This is a genomic window from Corynebacterium sp. CNJ-954, assembly GCF_001942345.1.
Taxonomy (GTDB): Bacteria; Actinomycetota; Actinomycetes; order Mycobacteriales; family Mycobacteriaceae; genus Corynebacterium.
Genome location: NZ_MKKI01000043.1, coordinates 101,258 through 114,785 on the forward strand (window position 1 = coordinate 101,258; position 13,528 = coordinate 114,785).

General features: G+C 59.9%; 11 protein-coding genes and 1 pseudogene. 6 read left to right on the forward strand and 6 right to left on the reverse strand.

Features of this window, described 5'->3' with window-relative positions; translation table 11 throughout:
• Positions 1-3: 3 nt before the first annotated feature.
• Both BJF89_RS19730 and BJF89_RS14440 read left to right on the forward strand, forming a co-directional pair.
• A complete protein-coding gene (locus tag BJF89_RS19730; RefSeq protein WP_255372676.1) occupies positions 4-477 on the forward strand; it encodes a PTS transporter subunit IIC in 474 nt (157 codons plus the stop codon).
• Positions 477-1,421: a PTS ascorbate transporter subunit IIC gene (locus BJF89_RS14440; RefSeq protein ID WP_255372689.1), complete on the forward strand. Its 945-nt coding sequence runs from the start codon at positions 477-479 to the stop codon at positions 1,419-1,421. The genes BJF89_RS19730 and BJF89_RS14440 overlap by 1 nt, the downstream gene beginning before the upstream one ends.
• 371 nt (positions 1,422-1,792) lie before the next feature.
• On the opposite strand, the gene BJF89_RS14450 is transcribed toward BJF89_RS14440, so the two are convergent.
• Positions 1,793-2,056 (reverse strand): ribbon-helix-helix protein, CopG family, encoded by a 264-nt coding sequence (locus BJF89_RS14450; protein WP_075815793.1) that lies wholly within the window; start codon positions 2,054-2,056, stop codon positions 1,793-1,795.
• 135 nt (positions 2,057-2,191) lie between these two features.
• Between BJF89_RS14450 and BJF89_RS14455 the strand changes: the two genes are divergently transcribed.
• The gene (locus BJF89_RS14455) at positions 2,192-3,028 is read left to right on the forward strand and encodes a hypothetical protein (RefSeq protein ID WP_139312091.1); all 837 of its coding nucleotides are present in this window, start codon (positions 2,192-2,194) and stop codon (positions 3,026-3,028) included.
• A gap of 129 nt (positions 3,029-3,157) precedes the next feature.
• Complete coding sequence (locus tag BJF89_RS14460) at positions 3,158-4,201, forward strand: hypothetical protein (protein ID WP_083650861.1); 1,044 nt, start codon at positions 3,158-3,160, stop codon at positions 4,199-4,201.
• A gap of 62 nt (positions 4,202-4,263) precedes the next feature.
• Here BJF89_RS14460 and BJF89_RS14465 read toward each other — a convergent pair whose 3' ends face one another.
• On the reverse strand, positions 4,264-5,775 hold the full coding sequence (locus tag BJF89_RS14465) for a class I adenylate-forming enzyme family protein (protein WP_075815915.1): 1,512 nt from the start codon (positions 5,773-5,775) through the stop codon (positions 4,264-4,266).
• 113 nt (positions 5,776-5,888) lie between these two features.
• Between BJF89_RS14465 and BJF89_RS14470 the strand changes: the two genes are divergently transcribed.
• Both BJF89_RS14470 and BJF89_RS14475 read left to right on the forward strand, forming a co-directional pair.
• Positions 5,889-6,503 carry a TetR/AcrR family transcriptional regulator gene (locus tag BJF89_RS14470; protein WP_075815796.1) on the forward strand — a complete coding sequence of 205 codons (615 nt, stop codon included), beginning with the start codon at positions 5,889-5,891 and terminating at the stop codon, positions 6,501-6,503.
• Complete coding sequence (locus tag BJF89_RS14475; protein WP_075815797.1) at positions 6,500-8,131, forward strand: acyl-CoA dehydrogenase family protein; 1,632 nt, start codon at positions 6,500-6,502, stop codon at positions 8,129-8,131. The genes BJF89_RS14470 and BJF89_RS14475 overlap by 4 nt, the downstream gene beginning before the upstream one ends.
• 108 nt (positions 8,132-8,239) lie before the next feature.
• Here BJF89_RS14475 and BJF89_RS14480 read toward each other — a convergent pair.
• The 4 genes and pseudogenes from BJF89_RS14480 to lepA form a co-directional block, all read right to left on the reverse strand.
• Positions 8,240-9,260: pseudogene (locus BJF89_RS14480) on the reverse strand (transposase).
• A 131-nt stretch (positions 9,261-9,391) separates the two neighbouring features.
• Entirely contained in the window at positions 9,392-10,471 is a 1,080-nt protein-coding gene (locus BJF89_RS14485; protein ID WP_075815798.1) for an AAA family ATPase, read from the reverse strand.
• On the reverse strand, positions 10,395-11,636 hold the full coding sequence (locus tag BJF89_RS14490) for an AAA family ATPase (RefSeq protein ID WP_075815799.1): 1,242 nt from the start codon (positions 11,634-11,636) through the stop codon (positions 10,395-10,397). The genes BJF89_RS14485 and BJF89_RS14490 overlap by 77 nt, the downstream gene beginning before the upstream one ends.
• An 8-nt stretch (positions 11,637-11,644) precedes the next feature.
• A complete protein-coding gene (lepA, locus tag BJF89_RS14495; RefSeq protein ID WP_075815800.1) occupies positions 11,645-13,495 on the reverse strand; it encodes a translation elongation factor 4 in 1,851 nt (616 codons plus the stop codon).
• Positions 13,496-13,528: the final 33 nt, after the last annotated feature.

Here is a 13,528-nt window from a genome sequence, read left to right on the forward strand (position 1 = left end):
GCCATGAACGGAGTGCTCGAACTCCTCCTGGACATCTTCCGGGAGCCGTCCGTCATCGTCGCCCTCATCGCGCTGATCGGCCTGTCCGTGCAGCGCAAGAAGGGCAGCGACATCATGAAGGGGACGATCAGGACGCTGGTCGGCTTCCTCGTCCTCGCCGCCGGCGCCGGGGTGGTCAGCGGTTCCCTGGAACCGTTCGGCGACATGTTCCAGGAGGCCTTCAATGTCCAGGGTGTTGTCCCGAACAACGAGGCCATCGTGGGCACGGTCCTGGTGACCTACGGGTCCATCGCCGCGCTGATCTTCTTCTTCGGCATGATCGTCAACGTCCTGCTGTCGATGACCTCAAAATTCAAGTACATCTACCTGTCGGGCCACGTCGCGTTCTACATGGCCGCGATGATCGCCGTGATCTTCAAGGTCGCCGCTTCGCCGACTGGGAGGCGGTCCTGTGGGGTTCGATCGCCCAGGGGCTGATCGTCACGGTCTCCCCTGCCCTGGTGCAGCCGTTCATGAAGCGGGTCACCGGCACCGACGACGTCGCCCTCGGGCACACCGGCGGCGCGGGCATCGCCCTGAGTGGCCTGGTCGCCACCGTCACCCGCAGCAAGAAGCACCCGTCTAAATCGACGGAGGACCTGAACCTGCCCTCCGGGCTGGGTTTCCTGCGGGACACCACGGTGATCACCGCATTGTCGATGGGGCTGATCTACCTGATCGTGGCCCTGTTCGCCGGGTCCGGGTACATCGAGGACAACCTCAGCGACGGCACGAACTACATCGTCTTCGCGCTGATGCAGGGCGCGACGTTCTCCGCGGGCGTGTTCATCATCCTCGCCGGCGTGCGCGTGGTGCTGGGCGAGATCGTCCCGGCGTTCAAGGGCATCAGCGAGCGCCTGGTGAAGGACGCCAAGCCGGCGCTGGACGTGCCGATCACCTTCACCTTCGCGCCGAATGCGGTGCTCATCGGTTTCCTGTCGAGTTTCGTCGGCGGTCTGCTGGGCATGGGCATCATGGCGATGGCCGGGACGACGATCGTGGTGCCCGGCGTGATCGCCCACTTCATGACCGGTGGCGCGTCCGGCGTGATCGGCAACGGCGTCGGTGGACGGCGCGGCGCGGTGCTCGGCGCATTCGTCAACGGACTGGCCATCACGTTCCTGCCGCTGTGGCTGCTGCCTGTCCTCGGCGACGTGGGACTATCGGACTCGACGTTCTCCGATGCCGACTTCGGTGTGGCAGGTCTGTTCCTCGGCTACCTGAATCAGGGTGGTGGCCAGACGACGATCATCATCGGCCTCGTTGCTGCGGTGCTCGTGACCTACGCGGCGTCGTTCATGATCGGACGGCGGGAGAAGAAAAGCGAGGTCGCGGAGGGTGCCGAAGAGGTGTCGGCGGAGCCTTCGGAACCTGCGAACTAGAGTTCCCTTCCGCATCTGCAGGCAAGGCCTGTCCCCCTGCCACTGACGTGCGATCTGTGGCAGGGCCACTGCCGTCAGTAGCGAGGCGGGCCGGGAGTTCCACACTGTCGCGACAACGACAGTGCAACCTCCCTGCCATTACAGAAGTCGGAGGTACTTCTTCCTTGCCCGCATGCAATGAATGAGCTCCTCAGTACCGTCGTCCCACAAGAGCACGACAACTTCCAGCAGCCTGCCACTGCTGTCGAAACCGAGACGCAGTACCCTCTGCGGATTCTCGTCGTCCAGTCTCATGACAAGGACCGGCCAGGTAGCCGCCTCGACACCGTCCGCCTCAGAAATAACGTGTTTGAGCGCGGACGGCCGGACGATCATGCGGAACGCGCCCAGTCGCTCAAGGCGGCGCGTATCGCTTCTGATCGGTTGAGGTGTTCCTTGTCCGCCCGCTTCATCACTGCATCAAGCTCGGCGTCAGTGAGTCGCACGGGAACGACCCGGGAGGCCTCACTGCCGCGCGCCGGACGTCCGATGATCCGCTTCTGAAGCTCCTCGACATCGTATCCCTCTTCTGCCTCGGCGACCCAGGCATCAACCTGTGCCTCAGAGACCTCTTCACCATGCATCTTCCTCATCATGGTCACTATCGTAATACGGAAGTAGCGAGACAGCCAGTGTTCGCTGACGCATCGACAACGAGGGCAAGGGGGCCCTGACATGTTCTCGAACACTTCACCGTTTGATGTCCGGCACGCCCCCTAGAGTCGACACCCATGGCACACCTCACCAGCATCACGCTGTCTACACGGTCCACACCAGCTCCCCTCCGTGCTTTCACCGCTCCGATGGAACGGGCGGTGAAAGGGGTTCCGACTGTGGTCGGAGAACTCGCAAGATGGACAGCCCTGCGGCTGACGGACTTTCCACCGCCGGCACCCCTCAATATGCCGCAGGAGCAGAGGAGACCGGCCCTGCTTGCCGTCGAAGTGGCAGAATTCCTGATGCCCGAACGGGCGCTGGAGCACCTCGATAACCTCGTACTCCTTTCCCCAGAGAGCCTGACCCCCGCTGTAACCGAGCGCAGGGTGCTCACAGGACTGATATCCGAACTCATCCAGCTCCTTCAACTGGAGTACGACGGCTGCCTGGTGGTCACTGATTTGACGCACCTTGCCGAAGAGAAGGATCAGAAAGGAGCACGGCGTGTACTCATTGACGCCGGGTTCACTGCGAAGGATTCAGATCAGTCGCTCTGGACGCTTGCCATAGAACCTCGGGACCCTGCCGCTGACACGACCACCCCGCTGTCCGTCGCTGTCGAACACGGGGACGGCGGGGACCAACCGCGCCAAGCCCACATCGCTGTCGGCATGACAGTCATGTACACGCGCGGAGAACTCTTCGAAGCTGCGCGGTCTCATGTCAGCGAGATGGGATTCATTGACCCCGCGGAGGAAGCAGAATACCTCCGCGACGTCAGCACCAACGAGCAATTGGCACTTCAGTCACTGTTTGGCGTCGACATACTGGATGACGCCCACGACAGCATCGCAGTCACCGAAACCTCAGTATCCGCAACAGACATCCGACCGCTGCTTCCCGATGGCTGAATCCTTGTTGGTTCTTCTATATAGCCTGAACCCCGAACTTGGTGGATTCGTTCCGGCATTGCCGAATCCACGGGGATAGAACAAGAATAGGTAGGTGGAGCGTCACCCATGGGTTCACGACTAGGAGTGATGATCAAAGATACGTTGAGTTGGGAGTTGTACTACGATCACTGGTCAGCTCAGACTATCGGCGCTGACATCGCCATTGATGGCGTGGAGACGACGCTGAAGCGCGCCAGGAAAATGCGACGAATGGGTATCGACAGCCCACACCTCTGGCTTGGCGCCGTCGATATTGAAGGATCGCTGCTGATCGATCTGACCACGCAGACGGTCGTCTGGGCCGAAGAGAGCGAAGGACTCTATCTTCCCCGGATCATCAACTCGCTGATCCAACTCACTTGGCCTGGGTGGGATGCAGTCTGGTCCTCCGAGGGGACCCGTGGTGTCCTCGCCGCTGCCGGCGTCGACCCGACGACGATCTTCACCGATACCACTTACAACACCCGAGCACTCAAAGACCATACCTGGTTCGGCCCATGGGGCGACTCCCCCGGGGACGATGCTTTCTCCGTTGCCCTTGACGACGGCCAACTTATCTTGTGGCGAGGTATTACGTACCTCGACATCCTGGCTGAACTCGGCCCCGACAGTATTCGCAGGATCGCAGAAAAGGTCCTGGAACGGTCCAGTACCGATGGACTACTCCGCTGGGACGACCGGCCGCCTACCAGAAATCCGGTGAGCGGGGTATGTGTCGACTTCCAAACCAAGACTCTGCGGTGGTGGTCACTCCTGAATGACGATCACGGTCTCGAAGCGTTCGCAGCGTTGTGGCCAGGTTGGACCATCCAGTCCAAGGGAGACAACTACGAATGGCACCAGCACTTTCTCGGCCGGCGGCTCCGTGATTGGACTGAAGATGTAATTGAGTTCCGGAAGACAATCACCCACCTGATTAATGAAGGTATGCGCGAGAACCCTGCAGTAGCCATACTCGGGAATCTGACAGACTCCGGCGCAGATGTGAGAATCAACGCTCCCGTATTTGACACTGTGCCTTCCGGCAGGGCCGCTCAGAGTGACCTCGTCCTGAGCTTTTTGAATGCTCTACAGGTTTCCTCTCCCCTACCACCAGCTCGGTTCGTCGACCGCGCGGGGACCGTCCGCTAGGAGAACAGGGGTCTCCTGACCGCTTATCCACAACTGCCCCGGAGACAACCTTATCCCGGCCCTCAGGAGTTCACCTCGGCCCGGATCACGTGCTTCAGCAGTTTCCCCGACGGATTCCGAGGTAGTCCCCGCGCCACGATGACCTCGCGGGGGATCTTGTACTTCGCGATTCTCCCGGCAAGATGCTCCCGCACCTCGTCGACACTGAGGTGCTGCCCGTCCAACGTGACGACAACAGCAACCACCGTCTCACCCCATTCGGGGTGCTGACGCCCCACCACAGCAACGTCCCGAACCTCGGGAATTGCCATCACCGCGTCCTCGACCTCGGTGGAGTACACGTTCTCCCCACCGGTGATGATGACGTCCTTCTTCCGGTCCACAATGTAGACGTAGCCGTCGGCGTCCACCCTGGCAACGTCCCCGGTGCGGTACCACCCGTCGATGAACACCTCGGCCGTCGCGGCCGGGTCAGACATGTACACACTCATCACCGAATCCGCGCGCATCCAGATCTCCCCCTGTCCGTCGGCATCGACGTCCCGACCCTCATCGTCGACGACCTTGAGGTCCACGCCGAACATGCCGCCCTTGCCGATCGAACCCGCCTTGGTCAGCTGCTCTGACGGTTGGAGACAGGAGCCGGCCGGTCCCGTTTCGGTCATTCCGTATACCTGGTAGAAGTTCCCAGTGCCGTAGGCGTCGATGAGCATCCTCGCCTGGTCCTCCCCCAGCGGTGCGGCACCGTAGATCAGCTTCTCCACGCTGCTGAGATCGAAGTCCCGGAGATCCTTCCCCTCTGCCTTAGCCTTCTGCACCGGCGCGATATACGCGATCGGAGCGCCGAACACGGAGGTGATGCGCTCCTTCTCGAGAGTCGGTAGGAACTCAACGGCGTCGAACTCGCGCATCAGCACCAGGGTCCCGCCGATGTACATCGTGGTCAGCAGCCAGTCGTTCAGTGGTGAGGCATGCCAGATCGGCATGATCATCAGGAATCGTTCATCCGGGGTGAAATGCAGCGTATTGGCAATATTGGGTGCCAGGGCGCTGATCCCGCGGTGAGTGTGCACGCACCCTTTCGGCGCGCTCGTCGTACCCGAGGTGTAGAGCACCTGGGCGTAGTCCTCGTCCGGCGCGACGTCTCCGCTGAAGGGAGCAGCCGCCGCGACGGCGCGGTCGAAGTCTCCTTCCTCCCATCCGGTCTGCATCCAGGTGATCTCCGGTCCGCCCTGTCGTGCGGCGTCAATGACAGCATCCGAGGCGACACCGAACACTCCCCCGGAATGCCGGACGATGTGGCTGATCTCTTCGGGCTGGAGTTTGTGGTTCACCGGCACGAGCACCGCTCCCGCGCGCCAGATGCCGTACATCGCGACGACGAAGCCGGGGTCGTTCAAGGTCATGACCAGAACCCTGTCACCAGGACGGACACCATTGTCGACGAAGACCGTCGCAGCCCGGTCCGCGGCCTCACGCAGTTCCCGGTAGGTCATCGACCGGCTCCCCCACTGCAACGCGGGGTGATCGGGGCGACGTCGGACGGTGGCGTCGAGGGAATCGAGGAGGTTCATGGGGAGGCTGCCTTTCGGTGGTGGTGTGATGTAGCCTGAGTCACAGTGAACCATAGTTCACACCTTCACGAAAGAACCGTCACTTCCACCGACCAGAGAAGACGACAGGACGCATGCCCTACCAGCAGACCGAGAAAACCCGAGCTCACGCCCAGGGGCGGCGCGACAGCATCCTCCACGCCGCGACCGCCCTCATTTCGTCCGGCGGATTCGCGGCCGCTTCCGTGCGCGCCATCGCCGAAGAGTCCGGGAACGCCGCCGGCTCGGTCTACCGCTACTTCGACAACCGAGAGAAACTGCTGGCAAGCGTCTTCCGGTCGATCGCCGACCGAGAGTTCGACGCCGTCGAGGACGCGACAATGTCAGCACGTCCCACGGTCGCAGACCGCCTGTCGTCGCTCCTGGCGACATTCTCCACCCGTGCGCTGCGCAACCCGACAATGGCAGAGGCACTCCTCTTCGAACCGGTCAACCCGCTGGTCGAATCGGAACGACTCACCTTCCGCCGTCGCTACCACGACCTGGTCGTCACCGTCATTCGCGACGGCATTCTGGCCAGTGAGATCCCCGACCAGGACGCCGAGCTCAGCGCCCGTTCCATCATCGGCGCCAACGCTGAAGCTCTCATGGGACGACTCAGCCCCGAATCCTCCGTCACAGATCCCGACTATCTGATCGCCTCCGTCACCACGTTCTGCCTCCGGGCGTTAGGAGCACCACAACCATGACCACCCATACCGTGTTCAACCAGTCAGCGCCCCGCGTCGACATCAACGAATTCAGCACAAACACCGCACTTCAGGATGCGGTCACAGTCTTCGCGCCAGACGCCGACACCGCCCGGTTAGGCGGTATCGGCGCGGAGGTCGGTTCCGCCTCCTACCAGCACGACGCGGAACTGGCGAACACCATCACGCCCGTACACCGGTCCCACGACCGCTGGGGGCATCGCGTTGACGAGGTCGAGTTCCACCCCGGCTACCACCGCATCATGGAGCAGTCCATCGGGTGGGGGCTCCATACCTCGGCATGGGCGAATCCCCGCCCCGGGGCGAATGCGGAGCGTGCTGCGGCGTTCATGCTCGCCAGCCAGGTGGAGCCGGGGCACGGCTGTCCGGTCTCCATGACCCATGCCGTGGTGCCGGCATTGCGTCTGGCACCCGCTCTGGCGAAGGAGTGGGAACCGAAGCTGCTGTCCACCAGTTACGATCCGGAGCTCCGCGACCCTGCAACCAAAGACGGCGTGATTTTCGGCATGGCGATGACGGAGAAGCAGGGTGGATCGGACGTCCGGACGAACACGACCACCGCCACACCCAACGCGGACGGGACATGGTCGTTGAGCGGGCACAAGTGGTTCTGCTCAGCGCCGCAGTCAGATGCATTCCTCGTTCTCGCACAGGCCACGGGCGTTCCTGGAGGCTTGAGCTGTTTCCTGGTGCCGCGGGTCCTTCCAGGGGGCGAGCGGAACGTGTTCCTGATCCAACGGCTGAAGGACAAACTCGGCAATAAATCGAATGCCTCGTCCGAAATTGAGCTCAACGGCACCGTCGGCTGGTTGGTCGGCGAGACGGGACGAGGGGTCCGGACGATCATCGAGATGGTCAACCGCACTCGGCTGGACTGCATCTACGGCACCACGGCCGGGATGCGTCAGGTGGTTGCGGAAGCGGCGTGGCACGCCCGGCACCGTTCTGCGTTCGGGGCGACCTTGATCGACCAACCTGCGATGACCAACGTGATCGCTGATCTCCAGTTGGAGGCTGAGGCGGCGACGTGGACGGCGATGCGTCTGGCGACGGCCCATGATGACGGTGCCGGAGAAGAGGACTTCCGACGGTTGGCGACGGCGGTGGCGAAGTACTGGGTGTGTAAACGGGGTCCGCACCATGCCTACGAAGGACTGGAATGCCTCGGCGGCAACGGGTACACCGAACTGTTTCCCTTGGCACGGCGGTATCGCGAACAGCCGGTTCTTGCGGTGTGGGAGGGGTCGGGGAACGTGATCGCTCTCGACGTTCTGCGTGCGCTGGCCAAGCAGCCTGACGCGGCGGAGGCTTTCGACGCAGAGATGGCGACCGCCCTGGGACGGGACGAACGCTACGACGCGCAGGTTGCCCGCATGCGTGCCCTGCTGTCGGAAGTCACGGCGCGCCCGGAAAGCGCAGAGAGGAACGCGCGACGGCTGGTCGAGTCGATGGCTCTGACTCTGCAGGCACAGGTTCTGTTGACTCAGGCACCCTCACATGTCGCCGACGCGTTCCTCGCTGGACGAGTGGATCCGGCGACGCGGAGTGTGGAGTACGGGGCACTGGATGAGGGGGTCGACGTGGACAGGCTGGTTGAGAGGGCGTAGGCCGACCAACAAATACAGCCAGACGGCTACGGAGTCCGGGGAACAAGACGCCCTTCCCGTCACTCAAGAGATCTCCGACTCACCGCCCCTTTCATGGCTCTTCGCGATTCACAGTGTGGTGATCCCGTCGCGGAGTTGCCCGGAATGGATCAGCGACCTCAAGATGTAGCGGTTCAGATTTCGGAACCCCAGTGCAATGTGCCGCGCAGGTGCTCCGACCTCCCGTTGACGGCTTCAACGGGCCCGTTCGACGCTCCGAGGTCGAAGTGCGCCAGGATTTCGGCCCGACGACGCCACAAGGTACGCCCGAACTGCGCCAAATCCTCCAACCCTTTCGGTAGTCCCTTGCGCAACGTGTCCATCAACCCGGCCATCAACTTCCGGCCCCGTGACCTGTCTGGGTGGCCGTACGCGGCGAAGCCGTCCATCGTGACGACCTCCAGATGCTCACGGAAACCAGGGTCACGGTCGTTGAGCCAGGTGCGTAGAACCTCGGCGCTACGCCCTGCTCGCATGTCGATCAGCGGCGCTGGCCCGTGCCCGTCGACCAGTGGTGTGAGATCCACCAGCACTGTGACCATCGAGGAGGGCTCGCCGGGACGGCGGGTGTGCTTACCACACGTGCTCGTCGACTCCCAGTATCCGCACGTCATCGAGGTGTTTTCCGGGGTCCTAGACAAGGTTGCGGCACGCCTGAACCGCAATCTTGTTGACCAGCTGCCACCCGATCCCCAGGGCTTTCGCAGTCGCCGAGACACTCATGCGGTCAATGGCGAGGCGTTGCAGAATCCAGCGAGTCACCCGGTGGGTCAGTGTCGCCCCGTCATCAGCGCACGCCAGTGGAGCCTGGAAGGTCTTCCGTCCGCAGGCGTCGTTGGCGCAGGTGAGCCGCGGGACACGAACATGAAGTCGCGTCGGGAAGCCGACTACGGGCAGGTCTACAAGCTGCCGGGTGACGTGATCTCGTCGGGTGCCCGATTGGCTACAGCAAGGGCACTGGTCATCGACGATGACCGGGTCAGCGTCGATGTAGGTGACTGTCCCGGCGTCGGCGGCGCCGGTGATCGTGAGTCCGATTTCAGCGGTGTAGTGCCATGGTGTCGGCGACGAGATTGCCAGTAGTGTGCACTTCTAGCGTCCGTGTTCGGCTCGGATGACGGCTTCGCAACTCTCATCTTGTACCGGCCAGGGCCTCTACATGTTGTGCCACACCGCAGCAGCCCCACCCTCAGCTACGCACTACGCATCGCGAAGAGCCATTTAACTAGGGCTATAGTTGTCCAAGAATTCCATTACCATTGATTCAATTTGATTCTGCTCGCTTTCATTCGCATAGATAGCGATCATCTTGGCGAAGTGTCCCGGATCAACATGCTTTACGAAAGCCAACGTTTCCATCACAGATCGAGATAGAAGATCCTGCGACCAGGAAATTGGATTCTTATCCAATCCTGAATGACTCGACTCATTGACCAATTTCGGGATGGCAGCCCCCAGAGGAAAGTCAGAACTCTTGACGAGATTATTCACTCTGACTCCCACCTTGTCCGGCTGAGGTTCCTTGAACTCAGTAAACCCCTCAAGGAGCTTTCGAGAGAAATTACCCGCAGAGAGCGGCACAGACAGACCATCTATCATTAATTTCGCGTTCTCAATTGTCAAGTAGAACGCTAGACTATAGTCGTTTGGAGCGGCGGCAGCCTCGTCACTCCAGGCCCTTAGTCTAGTGGAGCCTTCACTCCCACTTCTGCGAGTTGGTGCCTTATAGACTTCGTAGAACTTAGACTTACCCTCTCGAAGCTTTTTCGATCCAAGACGCGCCGAGAGTAACCGTAGGTAAGCGCCGCTATGAGTTAAATAGAACTGACTGGCCGGAAGGCCGTAGGTGTCAAAAAACTCGACAATGAAACGATCTATTAGAAATAGTCGTGAATCGTCAAGCTCAGACCCGACATCGTCTAGCACAACAATTGATGTGGCTAAGTTCTTCGCACCTTCATTACCGGTAAGCATAGAAAAGAAGTACAACAATCCGACGAGCTTCTTTTCTCCCTCTGACATATTTTCCGCAGGGCTCCCGTTTCGGACTACGGTGTACTCTCCTTCAGATTCGGAAACCTCGATCGAAAGGACACCATCCCCCAGTATCCTAGATAACGACTCGCTGATGTATTCGGCCGTCTCACTCGTTCCGGATAGGCTAGCCTCAAGATCCTTAATGTCGTCCCGAAGACTGCCGATTTCTTCTACCAAGTCATTAAGCTCAGATGTGTCGGACTGGACGGAATCTTGACAATCTTTCCACTTGTCGACATATGGTAAACAATAGTGCTCTCGCACCTTTTTTTATGGCCTCCTCGCGCCTAGCCGTGAAGTTTTCTATCAAGTCGTTTATCTCGTCAATGACGAGGTGAATGGAATCGATGCTGGAATGGAATCTCGCTTCCTTCCCCGATGGCAGTTCCGGAACTTCTACACTGCCCCAAGGATTACTGATGTACTTATCTATCGCAGATTGCCAGTCATTGTAGATATTTTCTAGAGAGTTTAATTCTTTTTGAAGACGAGCATATGCCTTGTTCCACAGGTCTATTTTCGACGGGCACTCAATTTGCACACTATCTACTAAAGTCCGAAATTTCGAGAGCTCCTCCTTCGCAACTTTAAGCCGCTCCAAATCCCCGGCTACAGCATCATCTGCGGAATCCGCGAGCAGGTTCAACCGATCCCGCAGATCTTGCTGCTGCCCCTCAACTAGACCATTAGTACAGAATAGGCAAGATGTTCGCTCTCGGTGAATATCAAGCCCTTCCCTAAGCCAACGTTCCTCATTTTTTTCTAGATCCCCGGGTTTTCTCTGCGTTGCCTTTAGGTCTGGTGCAGCACTCATGCTTCCCCATAGCCGGGGACTCTCAGGGAAAGCCGAGAGGGTGGGGATGTCCATTATTGCAGTGTCAACGAGTTCGGAAAGCGTTTCCTCTCCGAGAGCGCTATCGATAGCGACATTCTCAAATATGTTTCGTATGGTTCTCTTATTGAAGTTGTTTCCTTTGAAAGGAGTTAGTTCCCGAGTTTCTTTCGGTAGGCCATCTTTAACTAGAGAGATTTGCTTATCGCCGGCTGCGGTATTATCTTTTATTCTCGTCGACAGTAATTCTCTCTTCTTCTCTTTTTTTTTCAGTTCTGTCGTCTTCTTTTCGATATCATCCTTAGTTGATATTTCATCCTCGCCAAGGATAATTCGCAATACCCCCTCCGCCTTTCCTCCCCGGAGAAAGGAGCCCAGGTTTTTATCGGCCCAGCTCGATGAATATACATACAAATTCTCTATGTCAGTATTATTTTCTTTAATTTGAGATAGCGACCTATCGGAAAGAACTTCACATATAGTTGATTTTCCACTGTCGTTTATTCCGTATATGACATTATAGCGTGAAAAATTGACGTTCGTCAGAACATCCTGTGGAAGGTTTCTGAAGTTTTTCAGCTGATTTACGCTAATCATGCGGATTTCTATCCCTCATCAGTCGACAACGCAGCAACAAACGCCTCCTGCGGGACCGAAACCGACCCGATGGACTTCATGCGCTTCTTGCCTTCCTTCTGCTTCTCCAGCAGCTTCTTCTTGCGGGAGATGTCGCCACCATAACACTTACTGAGAACATCTTTGCGCAAAGCACGGATATTCTCACGCGCAATAATCTTGGAGCCGATCGCAGCCTGCACCGGTACCTCGAACTGCTGGCGGGGGATCAGCTCCTTGAGCTTCTTCGTCATCTTGTTGCCGTAGTGCAGCGCATGATCCCGGTGCACGATCGCGCTGAACGCGTCCACCGGCTCCCCCTGCAGCAGGATGTCCACCTTCACCAGGTCAGCCTCCTGCTCGCCGTTCTCCTCGTAGTTCAGCGAGGCGTAACCCTTCGTCCGGGACTTCAGCATGTCGAAGAAGTCGAAGACGATCTCCCCCAGCGGCATGCGGTAGCGCAACTCCACCCGGTCCGTCGACAGGAAGTCCATGTTCTTCATCTGCCCACGCTTCGACTGGCAGAGTTCCATCGTCCCGCCGAGGAACTCCTCCGGCACGATAACCGTCAGATCGACCATCGGCTCGTAGATCTCCCGCAGCTTGCCCTCGGGCCAGTCGGACGGGTTCTGGACGTGCATCTCCGTCCCGTCCTCCCCCACCACGCGGTACACCACCGACGGTGCCGTGGAGATCAGGTCGAGGTCGAATTCGCGCTCCAGACGGTCGCGGGTGATCTCCATGTGCAGCAGGCCCAGGAAGCCGCAGCGGAAGCCGAAGCCCAGCGCTGTGGACGTCTCCGGCTCGAACGTCAGGGACGCGTCGTTCAGTTGCAGCTTCTCGATGGCCTCGCGCAGCTCCGGGTACTGGTTCGCGGAGATCGGGAAGAGGCCCGAGTACACCATCGGCGTGGGCTCGCGGTAGCCGGTCAGTGGCTCGTCCGCCCCGTTCACGGCCCAGGTGACCGTGTCACCCACCTTCGACTGGCGAACGTCCTTCGCGCCGGTGATGATGTAGCCGACCTCGCCGACACCCAGTCCCTTGGACTTCTCCGGCTTCGGGGAGATGATGCCGACCTCCTGCGCCTCGTGTGTGGCGCCGGTGGACATCATCTCAATCTTCTGGCGCGGCTCCAGCGTGCCGTCCATCATGCGGATGTAGGTGACCACGCCGCGGAAGATGTCGTAGACCGAGTCGAAGATAAGCGCGCGGGCCGGGGCGTTCTGATCGCCCTGGGGGTGCGGAACCAGCTCACAGACCTTGTCGATCATGTCGGGGATGCCTTCACCGGTCTTCGCCGAGATACGCATGACGTCTTCCGGCTCGCAACCAATGATGTTCGCGATCTCCAGGGCGTACTTGTCCGGGTCCGCGGCAGGCAGGTCGATCTTGTTGAGGACCGGGATGATCTCCAGGTCCTTCTCCATCGCCAGGTACAGGTTCGCCAGCGTCTGCGCCTCGATGCCCTGGGCGGCGTCCACCAGCAGGATCGCACCCTCACACGCCTCCAGCGCGCGAGAGACCTCGTAGGTGAAGTCCACGTGCCCGGGGGTGTCGATCAAGTGGAGCACCAGCTCCTCATCCTTGTGGGCGCAGGTCTTCGGCACCCACGGCAGACGCACGTTCTGTGCCTTGATGGTGATGCCGCGCTCGCGTTCGATGTCCATGTTGTCGAGGTATTGGTCGCGCATGTCACGGTCCTCGATGACCCCGGACATCTGCAGGATGCGGTCAGCCAGGGTGGACTTTCCGTGGTCGATGTGCGCGATGATGCAGAAGTTCCGGATCCGCGAGGGGTCAGTGAACGTCTCGCGGGCGTAGTTCTTCTGCTTGGGGGCCATGGGTGTCGTCCTCCTGGTGGTGCATGGTCCCGC